Below are 24,393 nucleotides of genomic sequence, written 5' to 3' on the forward strand. Positions count from 1 at the left end.
TTTCTATCAGTATTTTCGAGCTTTTTTCAATTCGCTTTCTTTCTTAGCATAGGCTTCCATTACTTTTGGATTACGAGAAGTTCCGGCAACGCCAACATGCCACCATGATTCATAACCATGTGTCATCGTTTTCGGGAGAACTTTAATATCAATTAGTGTCGATACTGTTTGGGTTTTCGCATCCGCGATAGCTTCCTTTAACTGATCAAGCGTGTAAACTTTATATGTTTTCACACCATAGCCTGCAGCGCTTTGTGCAAAATCAATGGTGATGAAGTTTCCGTCCAAACGTCCCGTTTCCATATTACGGTAACGAAATTCTGTGACGAAGCTACCCATTCCATGTTCCATTTGTAAGTTGTTAATGCATCCAAACCCTGCGTTATCGAATAACAAAATATTGATTTTTTTCCGTTCTTGAATGCTAGTAATCAACTCTGAATGAAGCATTAAATAACTTCCGTCACCTACAAACGCATATACTTCTTTCTCTGGTTCCGCCATCTTCACCCCGAGAGCCCCTGAAATTTCATATCCCATGCACGAATATCCGTATTCCATATGATACGTATTCGGTTTACGCGATATCCACATTCGCTGTAAATCACCTGGCAAACTTCCTGACGCTCCGATGATAATCGCATCTTCATCAATAAGTTCATTGATAACCCCAATTACCTCTGTTTGTGTCAAACAAGAACCAAATAATTCATAAAACTCAGGAAGCACTTCATCTAGGTGACCAGCAATTTCTGGTACAAATCCCTGTTCATTGTATCGTACTTTATACAAACGTCTTAATTCATCGTTCCATTTTGATTTTGCTAGTTCAATTTCATTTGTATATTCAGAACGATAACCAATCCTCTCCAACTCACGTTCAAGGGCTAAAAGTGCTAGTTTGGCATCAGCAACGACTTTCACCGCATCAAGCTTATATGCATGATATTCGGACACATTAATTGTTAAAAAGTCTACATCTGGATTTTGGAACAACTGTTTTGAACCAGTCGTAAAATCCGAAAACCTTGTACCAATTCCGATAACAAGATCAGCTTCTTTCACAATCATATTGGCAGCAAGATTACCAGTTACCCCAATTCCCCCAAGATTATAAGCATGTGTGCTTTCAATTGCGCTTTTGCCAGCCTGTGTTTCACCGTAAGGAATGTGAAATTTTTCAGAAAATCTTTTTAATGTTTCCGCAGCTTCCGAATAGCGAACACCCCCGCCGCAAATAATAATTGGCTTTTTCTTTCTGCGAATCAGCTCCACTGCATCTTTCACCGCATCAATAGTCGGCACACGGCGCTCAATGCGATGAACACGCTTTCGGAAAAAATACTCAGGAAAATCATATACCTCTCCTTGAACATCTTGTGGTAGAGCAATGGTGACTGCACCTGTGTCTGCCGGATCCGTCAATACCCTCATCGCATTAATCATTGCCGTCATGAGTTGCTCTGGACGACTGATTCGATCCCAATACTTACTGACAGCGCGGAAGGCATCATTCGTAGAAATCGTTAAATCATGATAATGTTCAATTTGTTGAAGAACCGGATCAGGTTGCCTTGTTGCAAACGTATCTCCTGGAAGCAATAAGACTGGAATATTATTAGCTGAAGCAGTTGCAGCTGCTGTTACCATATTGGCTGCTCCTGGGCCTACAGAAGAAGTACATGCCATAATCTGTTTTCGATGTTTCTGCTTCGCAAAGGCAATCGCCGCATGTGCCATTCCTTGCTCATTACGACCTTGGTACACTTCTAATTCCCCAGGATCTTCTTCAAGCGCTTGACCAATTCCAAGTACATTCCCATGTCCGAAAATTGTAAAAATTCCTTTGACAAATTTTTGCTCTTTTCCATCGAATTCAACATATTGTTGATTTAAAAACCTAATTAATGCCTGCGCAGTCGTTAATCGAACCGTCCTCATAATTTTCCCCTCCTTTTTCACGATCTGCTTAACTCAAAATAGTTACTCAATATTTTTTCTGTTTTCTCTTTAGCCGTCTTAATCGTTTTTTCTATATCCCATTCCCAGTATTCCGGGCGAAATAATTCGACCGATGCCATTTCACAATAGCCAATCTCTTTTAATGTACGCAAAATTTGATCTAGATCAATAGCCCCATCTCCTGGCCACACACGATGATGGTCGCGTAGCGCTCCAAAAGGTAAATCTTCGCAATCATCAATATGAAATACGAAAATTTTTGATGGGTCTGCGGCTTGTAAATCTTCGATACGGGAATTCATTGCGTAAAAATGGAAACAATCTAGTACAATACCAACATTATCTCGATTTACTTCTTGAACAATATCATACGCTTGAGCAAAAGTATTGACTGAACAATTTGGATACCCACAAAATTCCAACGCCAATCGCACTCCATATGGTTCCGCCAATTGCGCTAGCTCGTGTAACACCCGAACCGTTTCATGTTTTATTTCCGATATTGTATAATCACCAATATCAAAACTTGGAACAGCAATCACTGTTTTGCAGTTGATTTTTTCACCAACCTCACATAAAAACTGCAAATCATTTTGTATTTGTGTATATTCTTCTCGATCTCTGAATGTAATAAACTCCAACGCATTAAATGCATACGGCTTGATTCGGTGATGTTCAAAAAATTCTTTTAACTCTTCTACTGTATCGCCAATAAGATAATCTCTTAACTTATCTAATCGAATCTCAATCAAATCATATCCATATCTCTCACAGAGTTCTAAATCCGCTTTTAATGTGGATTTCTTCATCGTTGTTGCTTGATTAAATGCAATTTTCATTATGCTTTTCCCACCCTACGATTTTCTATTTTTCCGAGAGTCAATAAATACAGCAACAGTTATAATGACTCCTTTTAAAATTTGTTGCCAATATGGTGAAACATTTAGCAAATCCAGACCATTATTCAAGACTCCAATAATAAGCGCTCCAATAATTGTACCGCCAATCGTGCCAATTCCACCAGAAAGACTTGTACCACCGATAACAGCCGCAGCAATTGCATCCAATTCATACATCATGCCTGCCGTTGGCTGACCAGATGATATACGAGACGTTAAAATAATTCCAGCAAGACCTGATAGTAAACCAGCATATGCATATACCAAAATCTTATACTTATCTACATTAACACCAGCAATAATCGCTGCTTGTTCATTACCACCAATAGCATATACATATTTACCAAACTTTGTTTTATTCAAAAGAATATATGAAACCAATCCTACAAATCCAAAGATAATAATTGGAACTGGAATACCTGCCACTGTCCCTTGACCAATAAACCTAAAGGAATCCGACAAGTTTCCAATCGGTCTTCCATCACTAAACAACAGCGCAGCTCCTCTTGCAGCCGTCATCATTCCTAATGTGACAATAAATGGGGCAATGTTTGCTTTTGAAATAATTGTTCCATTGATAATACCTGTAAGAAGTCCCAAGCCTAGACCAATGATAATCGGGACGGCAACCGGATACGTATCCGGATGGGCAAAACTAGCCGCTACAACCGACACAAGCGCAATGACAGATCCTGACGATAAATCTATTCCAGTGGTAATTATAACGATCGTAACACCGATAGCTACTATTCCTACTACAGACATTTGCCTAACAATATTCAATAAGTTCCCGGTTGTAAAAAATGTTGGAGAAAGAACAGACATGAGGATAACTAATGCAATAAGGATAAATAACATTCCATATTTGTGTAAAATACGAGAAACTCTTTCTTTGGAACTAATGGACTGCTTCGATTTTTCCGATTTATTCACAACAGACACTTGGCTATTCATGTATACTCCCTCCGATCGTTATGATTCCAGTAAAGCAACTAATTATCCAGTTGCTAATTCCATGATTCGTTCTTGTGTCGCTTCTTCTCTAGACAATTCACCTGTTTTTCTTCCTTCATGCATCACGATAATTCGATCACTTAATCCTAATATTTCCGGTAGTTCTGAAGAAACAACAACAATTGCTTTTCCCTTTCTAGCTAACTCAAAAATCAAATTATAAATTTCCGATTTTGCACCTACATCAATTCCTCTCGTTGGTTCATCCAAAAGCAAAATGTCAGGATCATAAAGTAACCATCTAGCAATTAGCGCCTTTTGTTGATTTCCACCACTTAAATATTTAATAAGTTGTTGCAAATTTGGCGTTTTAATTGCTAATTGTTCAGCTAGTCTCTGACAATCATCACGAATTTTTCTTTGTTGCAAAAATCCACCCTTTGTATATTGATCGACAGTTACGGTAATCATGTTATCTTGAACGGATAATGGTAGGAATAATCCCGTTAACTTCCTATCTTCTGTTAATAATCCCATTCCATATTTAATGGCATCTCTTGTGGAACGAATGGTTACTTTTTTACCATGAACATAGACTTCTCCAGAATCGGGAGGAGTAACTCCAAAAACACTCTCTAAAACTTCTGTTCTCCCTGAACCCATCAATCCAGCAAAACCTACAATTTCCCCTTTTCTTACTTCAAAACTAATATTTTCAAACTTTCCTTTTTTCGTTAATCCTTTTACTGATAATGCTACCTCTTTAATTTCTGCAGGTTGTTTATGAAAAATTTGATTTAATTCTCTTCCTACCATCATTTGTATAAGTTCATCTTTCGTAATCTGATTGCTTTGCTTCGTTCCTATATATTTTCCATCTCTTAATACCGTTACTTCATCTGTAATCTGCTCTATTTCATCCATCTTATGGGTAATATAAATGACTGACACACCTTCTTTTTTCAAAGAACGAATAATATTAAATAGGTGATGGACTTCCTTTTCTGTAATGGCAGATGTAGGTTCATCCATAATGATCAGCTTAGAGTTATAAGAAATCGCTTTCGCAATTTCAACCATTTGAGTATTAGCAATGCTAAGTTCAGACATTTTAGTATTAGGATCGATATCGATCTCCAATCTTTCAAATAACTTTCTTGTTTTTTCTTCTAATTCTTTCTTTTTCACCCATCCGGTAAATCTATAGCTAGGCTCTCTGCCTAGAAAAATATTTTCCGCTACTGTCATATTTGGTATCGGGCTAAGTTCTTGATGAATCATAGAAATCCCTTTATCAAGAGCTTGTTTAATGGTGGAAAGTTTTAGCTCCTCTCCATCAAATATAATTTTTCCTTTATCAGGAGTATAAATTCCTATTAGTATTTTCATTAATGTTGATTTTCCAGCACCATTTTCTCCCATTAATGCATGGACTGTTCCTTTTTTAACGTTAAACTGTACACCATCGAGCGCTTTCACTCCTGGAAATTCCTTTGTAATATCGATCATTTCTAAAATATAGTCTTTACTCATACGCTTTCCCTCGTTTTCATCAGGATTATTTTTTAGAAAGGGCACTATTGTGGTGCCCCTTCTTTTTTTGTGATAGACTATAATGTGCATAAGACATTATTTCCATTTTTTGATATACTCTTCTACATTATCTTTTGTCACTAGTTCGTACGGAATCCAGTTGAACTTTTCTACTTTTTCTCCTTTTGCTGCTTTAATAGCTACTTCTAATCCTAGTTGACCTTGCCCTTTCGCATTTTGGAAAACAGTAACCTTTAATTTTCCTTTCTTTACGTATTCTAACGCGTCTGGCGTAGCATCTACTCCAGCTACAACTACATCATTTAATTTTCCTGCATCTTCTAAGGCCATTATTGCCCCAATCGCCATTTCATCGTTATTAGCGACAACAGCATCAATTTTCTTACCGGATTGCAACCAGTTTTCCATTAGCGACATGGCTTTGGCTCGATCCCATTCTGCTGTTCCCTCTAATACAACCTTCATATCAGGATATTTTTTGATTACTTGCTTATTCCCTTCTGTACGTTTGATTTGTGCTTCATGCCCCATTTGTCCGTTTATAATCGCAATATTTCCTTTTCCACCCAAAATTTTTGCTACTTCTTCCATTTGCATGATTCCTGCCTTAATCGATTCGGAGCCAACATAAGCAGTAGCCTTATCTACACCATCAAAAATTCTATTAACAACTACAATAGGAATATTAGCTTGATTTGCTCTATCAACCATTTCTGGTGCAGAAACTGTATCTACCGGTATTAATACGATTGCATCGACTTTTTGCTGAATAAAATTTTCGACTTGAGATAACTGCTTACTGGCATCATTCATTGCATCAACATAGACCACCTCGACATCTTTTTGCGTTTTTTCATATTCTTTCATTCCATCTTGCAAATAGCTGAGCCATTTATCATCAAAATCCGGCAAAGCTGCTCCAATCACGATTTTTCCTGACTTATCTCCCGATGTTGTAACCGTTTCCTGTTTTCCACTACATCCGACTAGCATAGCAAAACTAAGCAGCAGTAAAAGCGTGAACGAAATCCATTTTTTTTGAATCTTCATTTCCCTTTCCCCCTTGTTTTTTATATGGTAAATGAACTGGTAACAGAATCGTTATCTTCTTCGAAAAATTAATAACTTTTTTCTAGATGTTCTTTCTTGATATGAACCGCTCTGCCGCTATCAAATGACTCCGTCGCTGCAATAGCAATTTTTAAATTCACCTTTCCATCTATTTCGGTTACTTTTGGAATTTGATTATTTTGAACACATTCAATAAAATGAACAAGTTCTAAACGATAAGCATCATTAAATCTCGTTTGAAAGTCTGGAATAATCTCATACGTGCTGCCTTTCGAATTTAATAACGTTACATTTTGATTTCGAAGAGTCCCAATAAAAAGCGAACCTTCCGTACCAATAATTTCAGTGCGAATATCATGACCATAAGGCGAGTTGCGACTTGCCTCGATATCTCCGGCTGCACCAGAATCAAAGTGTACGTACGTAATCGCTTGATCCACATCCTTAAACGCTTCCATAAATGGATGCAATAACACCCTTCCATGCGCAGAAACGGAAGTAATTTCAGCTCCCATTAAAAATCTTGCAATATCATAATCATGAATAGAAACATCCAAAAACACCCGACCGCTATGTTTAATAAATTCCGCAGGCGGGGAACCAGCATCGCGAGTAATCCCTTTAAAATAGATCGGCTTCCCAATATCCCCCGCTTCGATTCTTCGCTTTGCCTCGACATATGCAGGATCAAATCTTCTCATAAATCCAACTTGACAGATGACATTATACTGTTTAATAGTTTGAATGATTTCATCCGCTTCTTCTAAACTTTGAGTAAGCGGCTTTTCTACGAATATAGCTTTTCCATTTTTCGCTGCTCGTTGAATCATCTCAGCATGGGTACTTGTTGGAGTAACAATAATAACTGCATCAATGCGAGGGTCTTCAAATACTTCATCTGGATTTTTAGTCCAATGTTCAATACCGAAATCTTTAGCAAATTGCTCTGCACGACCTTCCATTGGATCAACAACACTGACCAATTGAGCACCACTAATCTGATGGGTGGCTAAATTTTTGGCATGATGATGACCTAACCGTCCTAAGCCAAGAACAGCACATCGAACCGTCATAAAACAACACACCTTTCGAATAAATGTAACCGCTTTCTTTTTATGATACAGAAAATTCTGCTATCTATACTATCAACATTCTTCCACGTCAATTCGTTTTCAATTGTGATGATTCTAATAATTCAGATACTTTTATCCATTTGTTTGTTTGTACAGAACGTTCAACAGCTTCTAATACTGCTTGATTGCGAACACCATCTTCGAAGTTAGGGGCAGGGCTGTATCCACCTGCAATTCCATTCATCATTTCAGACAATAGGTTAATAAACGTGTGCTCATAACCGATAATATGGCCAGCCGGCCAATACGCTGATGCATATGGGTGTTCTACTTCTGTGCAGTTAATTGTCCGGAATCCTTGTAAACCACGCTCGTCATCTTCTAAATAGACTTGCAAGTTGTTCATATTTTCCATATCCCAACGAATAGAGCCTCTTTCCCCATTAATTTCGAATCGATTCCCTGCACGATTTCCTCTGCTAAAGCGAGTTGCCTCAAATACACCTAACGCCCCATTTTCAAAACGTGCTAAAAACGCAACTGCATCATCTACATCAACTTCTCCCCATTTTCCGCTTTCTACGCGCCCTTTCAAATGGAGATCCATATCACCTAATGGTCGCTTTTTAATAAAAGTTTCCATCATTCCTATTACTTCACTAAACTCTCCAACTAAGAAACGTGCCAAATCAATGATATGTGCCCCAATGTCCCCAAGAGTACCTGATCCAGAAATTTCTTTCTTAAGTCTCCATATTAATGGAAAACCGGGATCCATAAGCCAATCTTGTAGAAACGTAGCACGAATATGATAGATTTTCCCTAACTTACCTTGTGCAATTAGTTGTTTTGCAAACTGTACAGCGGGCGCAAACCGATAATTGTGGCAAACCATATGCACGACACCAGATTTATTGACCGCCTCAAGCATCTCTAACGATTGTTCCAACGTTAACGCTAGTGGTTTCTCACAAATAACGTGTTTTCCTGCTTTGGCTGCAGCAATCGCAATTTCAGCATGCGTATTATTCGGCGTAACGATATCAATAACATCAATATCATCACGCTCGATAAGACGCCGCCAATCAGTTTCGTACGATTCCCACCCCAATTTTTCAGCTGCTTGTTTTACTCCTTGTTCATCCCTTCCGGCTATAGCCTGTAAAACCGGAACAACCTCGGTGTCAAAGAAAAATGGAATATCACGAAAAGCATGACTATGGGCTTTTCCCATAAATTTATATCCGACCATTCCAATGCGAACTTGTTTTTTACTCATATCGTCACCTACTCTTTTTATTGTGATGAAGCCGCTTGACGAAAGTCGATCATTTTTCCAGTTTTAGCACTTTCATAAATCGCTTCCAATAGCTGAATGGAGCGAAATCCGTCCTCTGCCGTAACAGGAGGTTTCGTTCCATGAATAATGGCATCGATAAATAGACGATCTTCCTCCACATATCCCCACTTTTCTTCAATGGATAATTGATAAAAATCGCTAATCTGAGCTGGTTGCTGCAATCCTGGAGCATACATCACCTTTTCTAGCTCTTGAGTAGCAATCGTACAATATTTCCCATAAACCTCCAAACTTTCGAACGGGAAACTCCATCCAGCATGAGCATAAGTAACAAAATTTGCGATAGTCCCTGATTCAAAAGTCATCATAATCGCAAATGTATCTAATTCCTCTTTGGAAATATTTTGTCTAGCTTCACAATAAACTGTTTGCACTTCTCCAAATAAATAACGACACATATCCATCAGATGGAAAGGGGTTTCATAAAGGAATCCACCCGTCACCTTCGGATCGGCTGTCCAAGCAGGATTTAATAATTCACCGCGATTCATTTTAACGTTTGCTAAATACGGAGTTACTTCTCCCGAAGCAATGAGCTCTTTTACCTTTTTATAAACAGACGCATATCGGCGATTCATTCCCAGATTGTATATTGCTTTTGATGTTTCCGCAGCTTTTTTTATTTGTTCCGCTTCTTCCAAAGATGTAGCCATTGGTTTTTCTGAAAATACATGAACGTTTTGTTGTAAACATTTCAATACAGGTTCAACATGCAACGTATTTGGAGTTGTAACGTATACAGCATCAACACCAAGTTCAAACAAATCATCTAAACTACTAACTGCCTTGGCACTTCCTGCTTCTTTTGCCAAGTTTACTGCTCGTTCCTCTACAATGTCTGCTATTCCGACAATCTGTACTCGTTCATCTCTTTTAAGAATCGATGTATGTACCTTCGCAATTCCTCCTGCACCCAAGATTCCTATTTTTACTTGCGGCATAATTTTTCTCCTTTCTTACAGACTTAGCTAATGTTCCACGCAATTTTAAGAGCAAGCGCTTTCTCAATATATATTTGTTTTTTAACTTTATATTTTATGCGTTATGGATTATAAATCCTTAAAAAATTGCACATTAATTTGAGAAAGCGCTTTCCCATATCTGCTTTTATTTTATCTATATCAATCGATTTTAGCAACTATTTTTTATGAATTTTATAAAATTTTTATTATATAACAAATATTTAGTATATTATTAGAACAAAAAAAGAGAGGAACGACGTCTTTGATATTATCCCTCTTGTGTAGACAGTGTAGAAAAAGGACACACTGCTATACAGGAGGGATTTTTTGGATAAATCAGATGCAAAATACAAAAGCTATAGTTTTAAATTTAAATTACATGCAGTGACGATGTATTTGAATGAACAATTAGGGTATCGGAAAGTAGCCAAGAGAATGGGGATCAAAGATCCTAAAAGGGTACGCATTTGGGTAAAGAACTATCAACAGTATGGAGAAGAAGGACTAAAAGAACGTAGAGGAAAAACCATTTCCTCTAAACGGGGCCGCCCAAGAAAGAAGCCATTAACAGTAGAAGAAGAAAATCGAAAACTAAAAGCAGAAAATGAATTCTTAAAAAAGCTTATTGCCTTGAAAAGGAGGTGAAAACCAGAGACAAAACCGTCTTCTATTCCATCATTCATGATCTTAGTCGTTCCTATCCTATTTCTTTGTTATGCAAGATAGCTTGTGTTTCCAGAAGCGGTTATTATAAGTGGCTGAAACGAAAAAATGTAACAACAGTGAGAGATTTAAGAAATCAAGGCATCATGAATTTGATCGTGGAAGCCTATGAAGTATCCAATGGAACTTATGGTTATCCAAGAGTAAAGGCATACATTTTGCGGGAATACGGGTGGAGAATTAATCACAAATGTATTTATCGCTTAATGAAGCAGATGAATCGGCGAAAATTCGCAGAAAAAAGCAGGCCTACCGAAAAGGTTCGGAAAGAATGAAGGTACCGAACGTATTAAATAGACAATTTACACAGCGAGTAAACCGAATGAGAAATGGGTGACAGATATTACTTATCTCCTTTGGGACAACCAGCGTCTATACTTATCCGTTATCTATGATCTCTTTAACAGGGAAGTGATTTCGTATCGAATCAGTAAAAGAAATGATGTTCAGCTAGTTCTTGATACTTTAGACGAAGCAATAAAAAAAACGAGATGTGAATGGAACCATTTTACACAGTGACCAAGGGTTCCAGTACACATCCCATGAATACCACGCAACTCTCAAACAACATGGTATTATTCCAAGTATGTCCAGAAAAGCAGACTGTTTAGACAATGCTTGTATAGAAAGCTTTTTTAGCCATCTAAAAACAGAATGTATATATCTTGAGGAATTTCACTCCATGGATGACCTGGAAGCAGCTGTTCATAAATATATGGAGTTTTATAATGATAGGCGCATTCAAAAGAAACTCACATATCTTAGCCCTGTACAATACAGAAAGAAGGTATGTGCATAACACAAGGAATCACGGATGACTAGAATAGCTCCTCCATCAGCTTGTCTGCCAATTAGTTGATGGGCTGTCAGTGTCAAGTGATTTCCTTGACACTGACAAAGCCCAATCAACTATGATGGATGAAGCTGATGAGAGGGTCTTTTTAAACACTGTCTACTTGACAGGGATATGTCCACTTCGCCAAGTTCCTCTTTTTTTAAAAATAATAATGACTCTTATAATAATTTTGTAGATTGCCTTATGATTAATTCTGGTGGTAAAATAATCCGCTGTTTTGTATTATTGTTTCCTTCTATCTCATCAATCAACAAATCAACTACTTGCCGTCCCATTTCGTCAATAGGCTGTGCTACTGTCGTTAATGGAGGATCAACAATTGTAGACAATATCGTGTTGTCAAAACCTACAATAGATAAATCATCTGGAATTTGAAGTCCCAATTCCTTTGCAGCTTGATAAACACCAATGGCTAAAGAATCAAAGCATGCAAAAATAGCAGTTGGTTTTTGTGAAGACTGAAGCAACTCTAACGCTGCTCTTTTTCCATCTCTCATTGAATAGTCTGTATAAACGATCCATTTTTCTTCGTATTTTAATCCATTCTCTTCCATTACCTGACGATAAGCTTGAAGACGATATTTATCGCTTGTTCTGCTTAAATTTCCCAACATAATGGCAATCTTTTTGTGACCTAAAGATACTAAATGCGATACAGCTTGGTATCCGCCTAAGAAATCATCAACTCTAACAACATTAATAGCTAATTCAGGAATATCTTGAGCAATAAAAGCTAACGGGAATTTTTCGTGTAGCAATTGATTTAAAACTGTGTAGTTTTTTGTTGTCGTTCCAATAATAATTCCATCCACACTTTTTTGTCTTAGGAGAGAAAGATACATTTCTTCTGTATCTGGATTATTATCTGTATTACACATTAACACATTAAATCCTAGTTCTCTTCCGCGGTCTTCTACTTTCCTGGCAATTTCAGAAAAAAATGGATTAGCTACATCAGGAATAATAAGTCCAATTGTACGGGTCCGTTTTCCAGTTAACGCAGAAGCCACTATACTAGGTTGATAGTGCAATTCTTTCATCACTTCTAATACTTTTTTTCTTGTCTTTTCACTAATACGTCCCGTGTTATTAATCACTCTTGATACAGTTGATATAGATACACCAGCTTGTTTCGCCACATCATAAATCGTTACTTTCATATTTCACCAGTCTTTCGCACGTCAGTATTTTTTTAGTAAGAAAGGAACACATTTTTCAAACAGAAAATTAGAGCAAGCGCTTTCTTTATTTTATTTAAAGTGTAATTTGTTTTCCACTTTTTTTCAATCTCTTTTTGTTTGAATCAATATCTAATGATTGTTTTGCAATTTTACATAAATAATTGGACTTGCATCCAGCTTATAACTACAAAAATTGAATAAAAAACGACACAAAGGGGACGATTTTACTTTTCCAAAAACTTCGCTCCTGCTAGCCCATTCTCTGGTTTATATAATATCTAAACATTCCCTTTTCAATTAAATTTCTGATTTTTTATAAAATCCGCTTATAGTAAACAGTAACAGTCTTTGCTTTTTTTCTGTCTATTATAAGGGGATAATATCATACTAATCTAGCCTTTTAAAAAATACGCCGGCACAAAACGTGCCGGCGCGCACAGAAAAATTAGTTCCGAAATGCTTTTAACTTTTTCGTAATCTCTTTTGTTTGCGGATAAATCTCACGGTAAATAGCAAATAACTCCCGGTAACGTGCTACCGCCTCTTTTTGCGGCTCAACAACAAGCTCTACCTGCTTAAACACGTCCGAACATTGCTCGAGCGAATCAAACCAGCCGCAGCCATACGCAGCAATCATTGCCGCCCCTAGCCCTGGGCCTTGCTCATTTTTTAATTTTGCCACTGGGATCGCAAAGATGTCTGCCTGCAATTGCAGCCACTCCTTGCTTTTCGCTCCCCCGCCGATGGAAACGACCGACTCGACCGTTTTTCCGCTTGCCTTCATCATCTCCACCGATTCATTTAGCGAAAAGGTGATTCCTTCCATCACTGCGCGCGCAAAATCCCACTTCGTTTGCGAAGAATCGATCCCGATAAAGGAGGCGCGGATATCGGCATCGGCATAAGGAGTTCGTTCCCCGACCAAATATGGGGCAAACAACAAGCCATTGGCGCCAATCGGTGATTCATAGGCACGTTTGACAATATCGGCAAACGGGATGTCTTCCATAAACGTGCGCTTCCACCAATCAAAACTATACCCGGCGGCCAATGTCACTCCCATAATATAGTAGGCATTCGGCTTGGCATGATTAAAATAATGAACTTTTCCAGCAAAATCTTTCTCTCCTGTTTGCTCGTACGCCAAAACGACACCGGATGTACCGATGCTGCACATCATGCGCCCTTCCGATAAAATGCCAGCGCCAACTGCACCGCAAGCATTGTCGGCACCGCCGGCAAAAACTTTTACATTCGTAGATAATCCAGTTTCTTCCGCGATTTCCGGAAGCAATGTTCCGACATATGCCGTTGATTCGACTAAAGGAGGGCACAGCTGAGCATCAATGCCAAGGACGTCGCAAATAGGCTTGCTCCATGTCTTATTTTCAATATCTAACAACAACGTCCCTGCCGCATCGGAATATTCCATCGCAATTTGCCCCGTAAGACGGAAACGGACGTAATCCTTCGGCAGCAAAAACGTGTACGCACGCTGATAAAGATGCGGCTCATGCTTTTTCACCCATAACAGCTTCGGCAAGGTAAATCCTTCTAACGCACGGTTTTTCGTAATCGATAATAACGTTTCTTTTCCCACTTTCTCCTCAATTTCCCGGCATTCTTCCGTTGTCCGCGTATCGTTCCACAGAATCGCATTTCGCAGTACGTTCCGTTCCTTATCTAAAAGCACAAGTCCGTGCATCTGGCCGGAAAAACTCAATCCACTAACAGAGTCAGGAGAAACATGGGAAACTTCCAATAACTTTCTTAAAGCAACAATCGTTTTTTCTACCCAATCCTCAGGATTTTGTTCGCTATATCCGGACTGGAGCTGATATAAGGGATAAGTTTCTGTCCACTCTCCCTTGACATTTCCATTCCGATCCACAAGCAGCACCTTTACTGCACTTGTCCCTAAATCCACACCAATGACGTGATCCACAGCCAATCCCTCTTTTCCTTAACGGGTTGCGCAAACTTCAAGCAAGTATTGGTTAAGCAATGTTTTTAATCGTTCTTGTCTGCCCGATTGATTTTGGATTTCTCCTAGTTGCAAAGCATGAGCTTCTAATTTATGGAAGTCGGCGGTTCCTTCGACGATTTCCCGTCCAATTCCTTCTGTATAACTTTTGTACCGTTCTTCAATAAACTCATCAAAAACGCGGTCTTCCATTAATCGATAAGCGACTTTTAATCCAACAGCAAAGCTGTCCATTCCAGCGATATGAGCGTAGAACAAATCTTCCGGTTCAAATGATCCTCTTCTTACTTTAGCATCAAAATTCAATCCGCCACGGCCAAGGCCGCCGTTTTTCAAAATTTCGTACATGGCAAGCGTAGTAGAATATAAATCTGTCGGGAATTCGTCCGTATCCCATCCTAACAACATATCTCCTTGGTTTGCGTCAACAGAACCTAACATCCCATGAATGCGCGCTACCCGCAATTCATGTTCAAACGTATGTCCCGCTAACGTTGCATGGTTTGCTTCGATATTGAACTTAAAGTAATCTTTTAGTCCGTATGTTTGTAAAAATGCCAACGCTGTCGCAACGTCAAAGTCATATTGATGTTTCGTCGGCTCTTTCGGCTTCGGCTCAATTAGAAATTGCCCCTCAAACCCAATTTCTTTTGCATAATCCACCGCCATATGCAAGAAGCGGGCTAAGTTGTCCAGCTCTAGTTTCATATCGGTATTTAATAGCGTTTCATACCCTTCTCGTCCGCCCCAAAATACGTAGTTTTCCGCTCCTAATCGTTTCGCAATTTCCAACCCTTTTTTTACTTTGGCCGCTGCATAGGCAAATACATCGGCGTTGCAAGAAGTGGCGGCGCCATGGACAAAGCGAGGATGGGTAAATAAATTCGCCGTATTCCAAAGCAGCTTCGTTTTGCTTGTTTTCATATATTCTTCAATCATGTCTACGATAATATCCAAATTTTTATATGTTTCTTTTAATGTTTCCCCTTCTGGCGCGATATCCACATCATGGAAACAGAAGAATGGGACATTTAATTTTTCAAAAAACTCAAAAGCAGCCTCTACACGCGCTTTGGCTAAGTCCATTCCGCTGTATTTGTTCCATGGACGGATCATATTGCCTGCCCCAAACGGATCCGATCCATCCCCTGTAAACGTATGCCAATACGCAACTGAAAAGCGCAAGTGCTCTTCCATCGTTTTATCGCCGACTTTTTCTTCTGGATTGTAAAACTTAAACGCAAGCGGATTTTTAGACGTTGGTCCTTCATAGGATATGGTGCTGATGTTGTTGAAATAAGGCATGATAGATTCCTCCTATTATAATATTTTTCTATTATAGAAATAGACCAATCATATGATTGGTATTAACACACATAAATGCAAAATACAGTTGTGTATTTTTAACTAATTTCCAATATCGATTAAATTAGTTAGTCCGGCTTTTACTCGATATATCAATCCAGACTGCAATAATAAGAATCAATCCTTTTACAATAAATTGCCAAAAGGTTTCAATGTTCATCATGCTCATCCCATTATCGATGCTAGCCATAATGAGGGCGCCAATAATAGCTCCTATTATATTTCCTCTTCCGCCCATTAGGCTCGTGCCCCCAATGACACAGGCAGCGATGGCATCTAACTCATACATTTCCCCACTACTTACTGTTGCCGCATTCAATCTGCTCGTTAAAATAATACCTGCCACTCCGGAAAGCGCTCCCATTAAAATAAATATAGCAAGTACAATACGTTTGATATTTATCCCCGAGAGGGCTGCTGCCTCAATATTCCCGCCAATTGCGTAAATGTATCTTCCAAATGGAGTTTTGACCGCGATAAAAACAAAGATGATCGCAAATAGAACGACGACAAGCATTGGGATCGGAATACCGTAGTAGCGGTTTAACATGTAAACTAATACCAAAATGCACAATGAGTAAATCGTCGCTTTTCCATAATCATTAACCTTGGTATTGACAGTTAACCCTAATAACTGCCTTTTTTTACGGTTTCTATTAACAAAAACAAATAGCATAATAATACTGATTATTGCTAATACATAACCAATTACATAAGGAAGATAACTATTCCCAATCGCTTCAAAACTTTTATTCAACGGGGCAATAGTCTCTCCGTTACTAATCCCAATTAAAATTCCCCTAAAAATCAGCATGCCGCCTAGCGTAACAATAAACGCGGGCACATTACGATAAGAAACCCACCAACCCTGCCAAAGTCCTATCAATGCACCGACAATAATTGCAACAATAATAACAGAAACAGTTCCCCATCCATACCAAACTTGTAAAATTGCTGCAATTCCTCCTGTTAATCCAACGACCGAACCTACAGATAAATCAATATGCCCTGCTATAATAACTAGTGTCATTCCGATAGCTAAAATCGAGATCACAGACATTTGCATAAATAAGTTGGACAAATTACGCGATGTTAGGAACTCTCCATCTGTTAATATTCCAAAAATAAGCGCTATAAGAACAAGGGCAATGATAAGCGTATAAGAGCGAAAATCAAATTTTGAACGCATCCTTCTCAATTTTCCTGAATCCACGGGTGCTTGAAAAGAAACCGAGCTTTTCATTTTTGTCTCCCTCCCGTCGCACAAGTCATAATTTTTTCCTGTGTAGCGTCTTCCCGGCTAAACTCCCCAACAATTCTTCCTTCCGACATGACTAAAATGCGATCCGACATTCCCATAACTTCCGGTAACTCTGACGAAATCAAGACAATGCCGACACCTTGATTAGCTAATTCGTTAATAATTTTATAGATTTCATATTTCGCACCGACGTCTATCCCTCTAGTTGGTTCATCTAAAATAAGCACTTTAGGATTATTTAATAACCATTTACTCAAAACTACCTTTTGTTGATTTCCGCCGCTCAACTGAGATACTTTCAGCTCAAGGTTAGATGCTTTTAACTTCATTTTCTTTGTAATTTCCTCCGCATATTTTACTTCTAAAGCACGATCAATCATATTCCAATTTGTTACCCTTTTTAGAGCCACAAGAGTGGAATTTTTTATAATATCCATTTCAAGAATGAGGCCATACTTCTTCCGGTCTTCGGAAACGTAGGCGATTCCATGCTTAATAGCATCTGCAGGACTTTCAATGATTACTTCCTTCCCATCTAAAAAAACAGTCCCTTGTTTCTTTCCTTTATACGCTCCAAATATACTTGTAAATAATTCTGTTCGTCCTGATCCCATTAGTCCTGAGATACCAAGAATTTCTCCCCTTCTTAAAGTAAAAGAGGCATTATCAATCACTTTTTTTCCTGACTTTTCGTCAATAACAGAGTAATTGTTGACTTTGAGAATTTCTTCTCCCACTTCACGCGGTTCATAAGGGTATAATTCATCCAGTTCCCTTCCTACCATTTTGGCAATAATACGCTCTTCCGTCAGTTGGTCTATTGGGTCGGTACTCACGGTTTGCCCATCCCTTAAAACAGTTACTGTATCGGCTAATTCCATGACCTCGTTGAGTTTATGGGATATATAAATACATGTAACGCCTTGAGAGCGAAGATCTCTTAAAATGTTCTTTAAAGTAGAAACATCGCTTTCTGTTAATGCTGCTGTCGGCTCATCTAAAATAATAATCTCGGCATTTTTTGTAAGGGCTTTCGCAATTTCTACTAATTGCTGTTTACCAACAGTTAAATCTCCCACTTTTGTTTCTGGATCAATAGGCAAACCTATTTTTTGCAGCCATTTTTGCGCTTCTGCATATAAGCGATTCCAATCCATGTATTTTCCTCTCATCAATTCATGGCCGAGAAACATATTTTCGGCTACCGTCATTTCCTCTACAACGGCTAACTCTTGATAAATAATAGCAATTCCTGCTTTTTGGGATTCTTTTATATTTCTAAATTTTACTTCGTTACCATTAATATAAATTTTTCCTTCATATGAACCGTATGGATATACCCCACTCAGAATCTTCATTAAAGTGGATTTCCCAGCGCCATTTTCGCCGCAAAGTGCATGAATTTCTCCTTTCCGCACAGAAAAAGTAACATTATCTAATGCACGGACTCCTGGAAATTCTTTTGTAATTCCCTTCATTTCTAAAATGTATGGTTGCATACGCCCCACCTTACCTAATAATTTTTTAACTTATCATCAAAAAATAATAAGGTAATAGTATTCACGACAAGCAGAATCGAACCATTTGCCATGGATACCATTAAAAGAGTCCACATTTAAAAAATTTATTACGGACGTGGTGGGTGCTTATCTTCTGGTACATTTTTATACACGTCATCATAGGAATGAAAACCATCTTTAATGACAGTATCAATGACATTATCTTTATCCACCATAATTGGATTTAATTTAATAAACGGCACATCTACTTTTCCATTATTCACCGTTTCGTCTGCTTGAATTTTCTCACCTTTAGCAAGCTGAACTGCAACTTCTGCAGATTTAGTTGCAATAGTCTTAATAGGTTTATATACAGTCATAGATTGTGTTCCCTCGACAATACGTTGAACTGCCGCTAAATCAGCATCTTGGCCAGAAATTGCTACTTTTCCAGCTAGACCTTGTGCTTCCAGCGCCTGAATAGCTCCCCCCGCAGTACTATCATTGGAAGCAACCACTGCATCAATTTTATTTTTATTAGCCGTTAACGCATTTTCCATAATTCTCATTGCTTCTGAAGCCTGCCAATCTTTTGCCCATTGATCCCCAACTATTTTAATATCGCCTTTATCAATAAGAGGTTGCAAAATATGCATTTGCCCTTCTCTAAACATTTTAGCGTTATTATCTGTAGGAGAACCGCCTAACAAGAAATAATTACCTTTAGGTACTTTTTTCACTAAATATTCCGCCTGCATCTCTCCTACACGTACGTTATCGAATGAAACATATGCATCCACATCGGCATTCATAATTAGTCGATCGTAAGCGAGTACTTTTACACCTTCTCTTTTTGCTTGCTCTACAACTGGCGATAGAGCATCCGTATTAACTGGCACAATTACTAGAACATCGATCCCTTGGGATAACATATTTTGAATTTGTGATAATTGTTTTTCGCTGTCCCCGTTTGCTGATTGTACTAATACCTCTGCTCCCAATTTTTCAGCCTGCTTAACAAAAATGTCACGATCGTGTTGCCATCTTTCAAGTGTAAGATCCGACACGGAAAAACCTATCTTTATTTTATCTTGTCCTCCCCTTTTGTTACCGCTTCCATTTTGGTTTGCAACGTCCTGTCCGCAAGCAGTCATCATAAATACAAGCAAAAACAGCAATAACATAGGACTAAGAACTTTTACTGCCTTTTTCAATCCTAGCTCCCCCTTTTCATTTTGGTCATAAATTTTTATTAACTTACAATATAAATTATAATGCTGTTAAATTTGTTTGTCTAGTGAACAAACAAAGATTACGAAAAAATGAATATCCGTTTTTATCTTCCACCTTAGCTAGCCAACCTTTCCAACTTCTCCAGAATCAGGTGTAGTAACGGATCTTTCATATCCAAATGTATATGAATACAGAGTGTAAGCGATTTAAATAATAATGTTTTTACAATTTTTCCATATAGATACGATAATACTTATAAAAATTGTCATTTTATTACAACACCAAATTTATAGATAGTTACCGACGAATATTTTTCACTTGGTCGCAATATCCAAGATGGAAAATGAGGATGATGAATGGCATCTGGCAACCCTTGTGTTTCTAAACAAATTCCTAAATACTTCCGCGACGGCACACCATAAATATCCATTCCCTCTTGTAACTGATTTCCCGTATATACTACTACCCCTACTTCATCTGTTTCGATTGTCAGTGTGCGACCGCTTTCAGGATCTTGAAGAATGATTTCTTTATCATGATGAACATTTAATAAAAACGGATGATCGTATCCTTGTCCAACTAACTCAATTTGTGGATGATTCATCATAATTCCGTCTTTAATTTTCTTTCCTTTGCGTAAATCAAAAGGAGTGTTCGCAACATCCAAAATGGCACCTGTTGGAATTAGCTCTTGATTTAACTCTAAAAAACGGTCACTCTTTATTTTCAATTCATGATCCAAAATGTCTCTTTTCATGTTGCCGCTTAAATTAAAATACGTATGATTTGTTAAGTTCAATAACGTGCTTTTGTCAGAACGTGCACCATAAGAAATAACTAATTCATTTTGATTATTTAACATGTAAGTTACTTGTACTTGGACAGTGCCTGGATATCCTTCCTCCCCATCCGGACTTGTATAAGAAAATTGCACGCCAACTTCCTCTTCTTTTTCCACCATCACCGCATTCCAAAGAACACGGTGAAACCCTTTTACCCCACCGTGCAAGTGATTGTTGTTTTCGTTTTTACATAATGTATATGTTTTTCCATCCAACTCAAAACAAGCGTTTTGTATCCTTCCTGCCACCCGCCCAATTACTGCACCAAAATAAGGAGTATTCGCTACATACGGATCAAATTGATCAAATCCTAATACAACATTTTCATAATTTCCATCCTTATCAGGGACAACGATTTTCGTAATAATGCAACCATAATTAATACAAGTAACTTCCATCCCATGATCATTGATCATCGTGAAAGATATGACAGGCTGTTGATCGATTTCTGCCCATTTTTCTTGAATGACTTTCATCGTGTTCATCCTCCCACTTCTCAAAAACTAGAACTTCCATGTTTTTATAACACTTCCTGTTTGCACAGACGTGTAGCATGCTTCAAACACCCGCGCCTGTTGGATCATATTGCCGCTTGAATAAAGCGGCTGTTCCCTTTCAAGAATGCAGTGGGAAGCGGGCTCAATCTATATCGCCAGAAACGACTTCTTTCCGCGTTTCTCCACTATCAGTCGCAACGGTAACGATTCCGTTTCCTCCATATACATCTGGGCGATATGCCCGCAACGCCTTCATTTTTTCCCAATAATTTTATATTTTGAGAAAATATTTCAAAACTGCAATTGAACAATCAAACTGCCTTTGCGAACCTGAAAGCGTCCTGTATCATTCGCTCTGCGCCAAACGTTTGCAGTTTGTACTCACCGCATGCAGTACTTTAGTCATTTTCCACATAACACAACAATCAATTGTTTCTTCCGTAATGGATTGTTCGCCCGAGTCGTGTAATATTCGATCGAAACGCCTCATTTGTGACAGATCAGCGGTATCATGCGATGGAAGTGGAGGCGCGCAACCGCCTCCTTCCACGTTTGGAAAGCCGTTTTTTGTCTTTTACGCTGATCGAAGAAACGTTCTTATAACGTCAGGCTCACGAGCTTCAGGAATTGGCGTGGATCTTGATAAGATAATGAGAGAAACTTCCGATTTCCGCTATAACCCTTCATAATTTTTTAGATTACTTAGAAATCTTAACGAAATTATAACGTACTTTTATTTGTTTGTCTATTTAATAAACAAAGTGTTTAGCATATAACAAAGATATCACAATCCTTTATACAAAAAGTAATCAAAATCAGCATAGTTGTTTTGCCCTGAACTATCCCGGCAGTGCATTCCGACGAACGCACCGGTAAAAGCGGCTCTGCCTCTTACATAATCATCGGATAATTTGTATGAATAAAATTGTATAGGAATTTTCATCCAATTTTCCCCGTCAAATGAATAAGAGTATTGATAAGTAGTCGTCTGTACTTCAACGCGAAGATAGACATATTGTACATCATCTGGTATAACGATTTCTTCTCCCCGGAGAGGTTGGTCAAATGTAAAATTATCGCATGTCATTACCTCAAGAATTCTTCCTTTTTCTTCATGCCAAGTAATTTGAAGCGTCGTCCAGTTTTGCGTATTATAGTAATTTACAAGTCCTGCAGACTGCTGGAATGTTGTAGGGCGAAAGGCAACTTTCGTTTCTGCAATAAAGTTGAAGTGCTGCCATCGTCTAGCTACAAAAGCTTGTGTAAACTTTGAGGTAAGCGACTCCCTTCCGTATAGCCGCAAATGCCCGGGATTATCTTTTAATGAAGCTATATCCTCTCCTAACGGAATCCGCAACGTCTGAAAGTGCGGGTTTAAAACATCGCTGTCAAAATCATCTTTTTCATCATAATCCTTCTCCCATTTTACTTCTTCCACATTCGGTCCTTCGATTTCTAAAGAAGGCTGATTTCCTCCGACAACATAAGGCCAGCCGTCCTTCCATTCCAGTCTTTGGATTGCTGTTTCACGCCCAAGCGGACAGTAGCCGCGGTGTTCCAACAAAGGTTGATCCTCTTTCGGAAGCGGTCTGCCTGTTAAATGTACTAAAAACCACTCATCCGTATGGGTATGCACAATGGAGGCATGCCCCGCTTTCTGCAGCGGATTACGCGGATATGGCCATGATGTAATCAACGGATTTTCCGGATGCACCTCATACGGCCCCCGGAGAGATTTTGACCGCGCAATGGTTGCCGCGTGATTGTATCTTGTGCCACCTTCCGCTGTTAATAAATAATAATAACCGTTGATTTTATATAAATGGGGGCCTTCGGTAATTTTTAAATCTGTTCCTTTAAAGATAATTTCCGGTTTTCCAATTAACTTTCGTTGTTCAACACTATATTCCTGAAGCACTATGCCATAAAAAGAATGGTTGCCAACACGATGATCCCAGCACATATTAACTAAATATTTCCTTCCATCATCATCGTGAAACAAAGACGGATCAAAACCTGAACTATTTAAGTAAATAGGGTCAGACCATTCGCCATCAATCGTTTCACAAGTGACAAGATAGTTATGGCAATCTTTCCACTGCCCTTCCACTACTTTTACATCTGTATATATAAGCCAAAATTTACCGTCACTGTATGATAGATGGGGCGCCCAAACTCCTCCTGAATCTGGGTTTCCTAACATATTCAGTTGACTCAATCGATTTAATGGTCTTGAAATTAAACGCCAATTTTTTAAATCTTTCGAGTGATAGATTCTCACTCCTGGAAACCATTCAAATGTGGAAACGGCAATATAGTAATCTTCTCCTACACGACATATGGATGGGTCTGGATGAAATCCGGTTAAAATGGGATTTCTTATTCTTACCATATCTGTGTTACCTCCTTTTTCCGAAAACATTTACAAAAAGATATTCAACTACTTAAGCTTTGCTGTTAGAACGATTGATGGCATTTTGCTTCTCCTCAATTTTGCGGAAGACCTTTAGCGCACACCACATTAAAACAACAGAGAACGAACTAACGCTAAAGAATGGAATTAGCCCGGGTATATACATAAACAAAACAGTCAGCAAGATAATGCTAAGGAACATGGTCAGCGTCATTAACGGATTCGCCATCCCGATAAAGAAAGAGTATTTTACATACTGCAAGAACCGCAGTTCATAATGAACATAAATAGGAAAGAGATATAAAAGCGTAATAGCATAAAAAACTAAAATAACAAACAGAAAAACGGAAAATGCTAGCTGAAACGCTTCTCGGACGTTTGCGATATATAGAAAATCAATATATAAAACATAAGAAACAAACCCTATAAATAGCCCGATCTTATTGGCCCGCCAAAACTCTTTTTTATATGTGTTCAAAAACGTTTTAAAAATCGGAACATCATTATCGCTAAAAAGAAGCCATTTTCTTACAACGGTAAACAACGCAACTGTCGCAGGCGCAACGCCTAAAATAATCGCTCCTGCTAATGTAAAGAGCCCCCAAAGTATATTGACATACGCCAATCTGGTGATCCATTCGCATATGCCATATATTCTTCCTTCTAGCCAACTGGAACGCATTTTTAATCCACCTTTTTCAATG

At 38.4% G+C, this 24,393-nt stretch carries 21 protein-coding genes and 1 pseudogene; 4 read left to right on the top strand and 18 right to left on the bottom strand.

Annotated features, from left to right (window positions below; translation table 11 throughout):
• Nucleotides 1–6 precede the first annotated feature (6 nt).
• The 8 genes from iolD to MWM02_RS10700 form a co-directional block, all read right to left on the bottom strand.
• The gene (iolD, locus tag MWM02_RS10665) at nt 7–1,941 is read right to left on the bottom strand and encodes a 3D-(3,5/4)-trihydroxycyclohexane-1,2-dione acylhydrolase (decyclizing) (protein ID WP_244401970.1); all 1,935 of its coding nucleotides are present in this window, start codon (nt 1,939–1,941) and stop codon (nt 7–9) included.
• Between the two features lie 17 nt (nt 1,942–1,958).
• Nucleotides 1,959–2,801: a sugar phosphate isomerase/epimerase family protein gene (locus tag MWM02_RS10670; protein ID WP_064550459.1), complete on the bottom strand. Its 843-nt coding sequence runs from the start codon at nt 2,799–2,801 to the stop codon at nt 1,959–1,961.
• A gap of 15 nt (nt 2,802–2,816) precedes the next feature.
• On the bottom strand, nt 2,817–3,815 hold the full coding sequence (locus MWM02_RS10675; protein WP_081260199.1) for an ABC transporter permease: 999 nt from the start codon (nt 3,813–3,815) through the stop codon (nt 2,817–2,819).
• 42 nt (nt 3,816–3,857) lie between these two features.
• Nucleotides 3,858–5,348, bottom strand: a complete 1,491-nt coding sequence (locus MWM02_RS10680) for a sugar ABC transporter ATP-binding protein (protein WP_244401971.1) — start codon at nt 5,346–5,348, stop codon at nt 3,858–3,860.
• A gap of 96 nt (nt 5,349–5,444) precedes the next feature.
• Nucleotides 5,445–6,419: a sugar ABC transporter substrate-binding protein gene (locus tag MWM02_RS10685; RefSeq protein ID WP_244401972.1), complete on the bottom strand. Its 975-nt coding sequence runs from the start codon at nt 6,417–6,419 to the stop codon at nt 5,445–5,447.
• Between the two features lie 68 nt (nt 6,420–6,487).
• Nucleotides 6,488–7,513 carry an inositol 2-dehydrogenase gene (iolG, locus tag MWM02_RS10690; RefSeq protein WP_064550461.1) on the bottom strand — a complete coding sequence of 342 codons (1,026 nt, stop codon included), beginning with the start codon at nt 7,511–7,513 and terminating at the stop codon, nt 6,488–6,490.
• 88 nt (nt 7,514–7,601) lie between these two features.
• Nucleotides 7,602–8,792, bottom strand: a complete 1,191-nt coding sequence (locus MWM02_RS10695) for a Gfo/Idh/MocA family protein (protein ID WP_064550462.1) — start codon at nt 8,790–8,792, stop codon at nt 7,602–7,604.
• Between the two features lie 17 nt (nt 8,793–8,809).
• Nucleotides 8,810–9,814, bottom strand: coding sequence for a Gfo/Idh/MocA family protein (locus MWM02_RS10700; protein ID WP_244401973.1), 1,005 nt, complete (start codon nt 9,812–9,814; stop codon nt 8,810–8,812).
• A gap of 348 nt (nt 9,815–10,162) precedes the next feature.
• Here MWM02_RS10700 and MWM02_RS10705 point away from each other — a divergent pair, with 348 nt between their 5' ends.
• From MWM02_RS10705 to MWM02_RS19645, 4 genes are all read left to right on the top strand, one after another.
• On the top strand, nt 10,163–10,480 hold the full coding sequence (locus MWM02_RS10705; RefSeq protein WP_244401974.1) for a transposase: 318 nt from the start codon (nt 10,163–10,165) through the stop codon (nt 10,478–10,480).
• A gap of 164 nt (nt 10,481–10,644) precedes the next feature.
• Complete coding sequence (locus tag MWM02_RS19635; protein WP_481861416.1) at nt 10,645–10,833, top strand: helix-turn-helix domain-containing protein; 189 nt, start codon at nt 10,645–10,647, stop codon at nt 10,831–10,833.
• 25 nt (nt 10,834–10,858) lie between these two features.
• On the top strand, nt 10,859–11,077 hold the full coding sequence (locus MWM02_RS19640) for a DDE-type integrase/transposase/recombinase (RefSeq protein WP_481861773.1): 219 nt from the start codon (nt 10,859–10,861) through the stop codon (nt 11,075–11,077).
• Nucleotides 11,052–11,357 (top strand): transposase, encoded by a 306-nt coding sequence (locus MWM02_RS19645; RefSeq protein WP_481861417.1) that lies wholly within the window; start codon nt 11,052–11,054, stop codon nt 11,355–11,357. Before MWM02_RS19640 ends, MWM02_RS19645 begins: the two co-directional genes overlap by 26 nt.
• A 215-nt stretch (nt 11,358–11,572) precedes the next feature.
• Here the strand turns inward: MWM02_RS19645 and MWM02_RS10710 are convergent, their stop codons facing one another.
• The 10 genes and pseudogenes from MWM02_RS10710 to MWM02_RS10750 all read right to left on the bottom strand — a co-directional run bounded on the left by MWM02_RS10710 (nt 11,573) and on the right by MWM02_RS10750 (nt 24,371).
• A complete protein-coding gene (locus MWM02_RS10710; protein ID WP_064553206.1) occupies nt 11,573–12,574 on the bottom strand; it encodes a LacI family DNA-binding transcriptional regulator in 1,002 nt (333 codons plus the stop codon).
• 466 nt (nt 12,575–13,040) lie between these two features.
• A complete protein-coding gene (gene xylB, locus MWM02_RS10715) occupies nt 13,041–14,540 on the bottom strand; it encodes a xylulokinase (protein WP_244401975.1) in 1,500 nt (499 codons plus the stop codon).
• An 18-nt stretch (nt 14,541–14,558) separates the two neighbouring features.
• The gene (gene xylA / locus MWM02_RS10720) at nt 14,559–15,884 is read right to left on the bottom strand and encodes a xylose isomerase (RefSeq protein WP_244401976.1); all 1,326 of its coding nucleotides are present in this window, start codon (nt 15,882–15,884) and stop codon (nt 14,559–14,561) included.
• 124 nt (nt 15,885–16,008) lie between these two features.
• Nucleotides 16,009–17,187 carry a sugar ABC transporter permease gene (locus MWM02_RS10725; protein WP_064553202.1) on the bottom strand — a complete coding sequence of 393 codons (1,179 nt, stop codon included), beginning with the start codon at nt 17,185–17,187 and terminating at the stop codon, nt 16,009–16,011.
• The gene (locus MWM02_RS10730; protein WP_244401977.1) at nt 17,184–18,704 is read right to left on the bottom strand and encodes a xylose ABC transporter ATP-binding protein; all 1,521 of its coding nucleotides are present in this window, start codon (nt 18,702–18,704) and stop codon (nt 17,184–17,186) included. The genes MWM02_RS10725 and MWM02_RS10730 overlap by 4 nt, the downstream gene beginning before the upstream one ends.
• Nucleotides 18,705–18,832: 128 nt before the next feature.
• The gene (xylF, locus tag MWM02_RS10735) at nt 18,833–19,888 is read right to left on the bottom strand and encodes a D-xylose ABC transporter substrate-binding protein (RefSeq protein ID WP_244403616.1); all 1,056 of its coding nucleotides are present in this window, start codon (nt 19,886–19,888) and stop codon (nt 18,833–18,835) included.
• Between the two features lie 314 nt (nt 19,889–20,202).
• Entirely contained in the window at nt 20,203–21,255 is a 1,053-nt protein-coding gene (locus MWM02_RS10740) for an aldose epimerase family protein (RefSeq protein ID WP_244401978.1), read from the bottom strand.
• 332 nt (nt 21,256–21,587) lie between these two features.
• Nucleotides 21,588–21,956 (bottom strand): annotated as a pseudogene (locus MWM02_RS19650) (transposase); the annotation flags it as partial.
• Nucleotides 21,957–22,060: 104 nt separating this feature from the next.
• Nucleotides 22,061–23,668 (bottom strand): glycoside hydrolase family 43 protein, encoded by a 1,608-nt coding sequence (locus tag MWM02_RS10745; protein WP_064553196.1) that lies wholly within the window; start codon nt 23,666–23,668, stop codon nt 22,061–22,063.
• Between the two features lie 52 nt (nt 23,669–23,720).
• Nucleotides 23,721–24,371 (bottom strand): YesL family protein, encoded by a 651-nt coding sequence (locus MWM02_RS10750; RefSeq protein ID WP_244401979.1) that lies wholly within the window; start codon nt 24,369–24,371, stop codon nt 23,721–23,723.
• Nucleotides 24,372–24,393 lie beyond the last annotated feature (22 nt).

This window comes from Parageobacillus sp. KH3-4 (genome assembly GCF_022846435.1).
Taxonomy (GTDB): domain Bacteria; phylum Bacillota; class Bacilli; order Bacillales; family Anoxybacillaceae; genus Parageobacillus; species Parageobacillus thermoglucosidasius_A.